This is a genomic window from Mycobacterium sp. E2327, from assembly GCF_001672675.1.
Classification (GTDB): domain Bacteria; phylum Actinomycetota; class Actinomycetes; order Mycobacteriales; family Mycobacteriaceae; genus Mycobacterium.
Genome location: NZ_LZKE01000005.1, coordinates 1 through 611 on the forward strand (window position 1 = coordinate 1; position 611 = coordinate 611).

A 611-nucleotide genomic window follows, 5' to 3' on the forward strand; every position below is an offset into this window, starting at 1 on the left:
CCGGGCGATGGCGCGCAGCCGGATCACTCCGACCGCGACAAAGCTGCAGTGCCCCTGCCCATCCCGCCGCTACGGCTGCGAAGCCTTCGGGGGTTGCGCGACAAGCTGCGATTGCGGCTGCGCGACAAGGACGAATGGCGGGACGAACTTCGTGAGGCCGCCACCAGCAAGCCGTGGGGACGCGACGAACTGCTGGGCGCTCTCGGTCTTCGACCGCCCGCGAACTAAGGTTCTTGTCGCGAGCCTAACCACGCTGCGAAATCCGGCGAGAAATATCGCAGTGTGGTTACGTTCGCGGGACCCGCGAACTAGGGCATCGATTCGATGGCGCGCAGCAGCCTGCGCAGCCGCGGTGCGTCGGCGCTGTGCGTGTATGCCCCGAGCCAGTCGGTGAGCTTGGTGATCAGCTCGGACGATATCGGCGCGCGCTGCCGTGCCATGGTTTGCAGCGCCGTGTCGATCGCGGTGTATGACTCGCCCGACCCGATCGCGGCGTAAAACCGGCTGCGGTCGCGGTCGGTCAGTAGCGGGCTGACCGCATCAGCCAGTTCCCACGCCAGGTCGGATTCGGCCCTATCGTCCACGTATTCATTGTCGTTGGCCGGGGCGGT

Annotated in this window: 2 pseudogenes; one reads left to right on the forward strand and one right to left on the reverse strand. The window is 66.4% G+C overall.

Annotated features, from left to right (window positions below):
• Positions 1-228: pseudogene (locus A5712_RS00685) on the forward strand (hypothetical protein); the annotation flags it as partial.
• Between the two features lie 80 nt (positions 229-308).
• On the opposite strand, the pseudogene A5712_RS00690 reads toward A5712_RS00685, so the two are convergent.
• Positions 309-611 (reverse strand): annotated as a pseudogene (locus A5712_RS00690) (hypothetical protein); the annotation flags it as partial.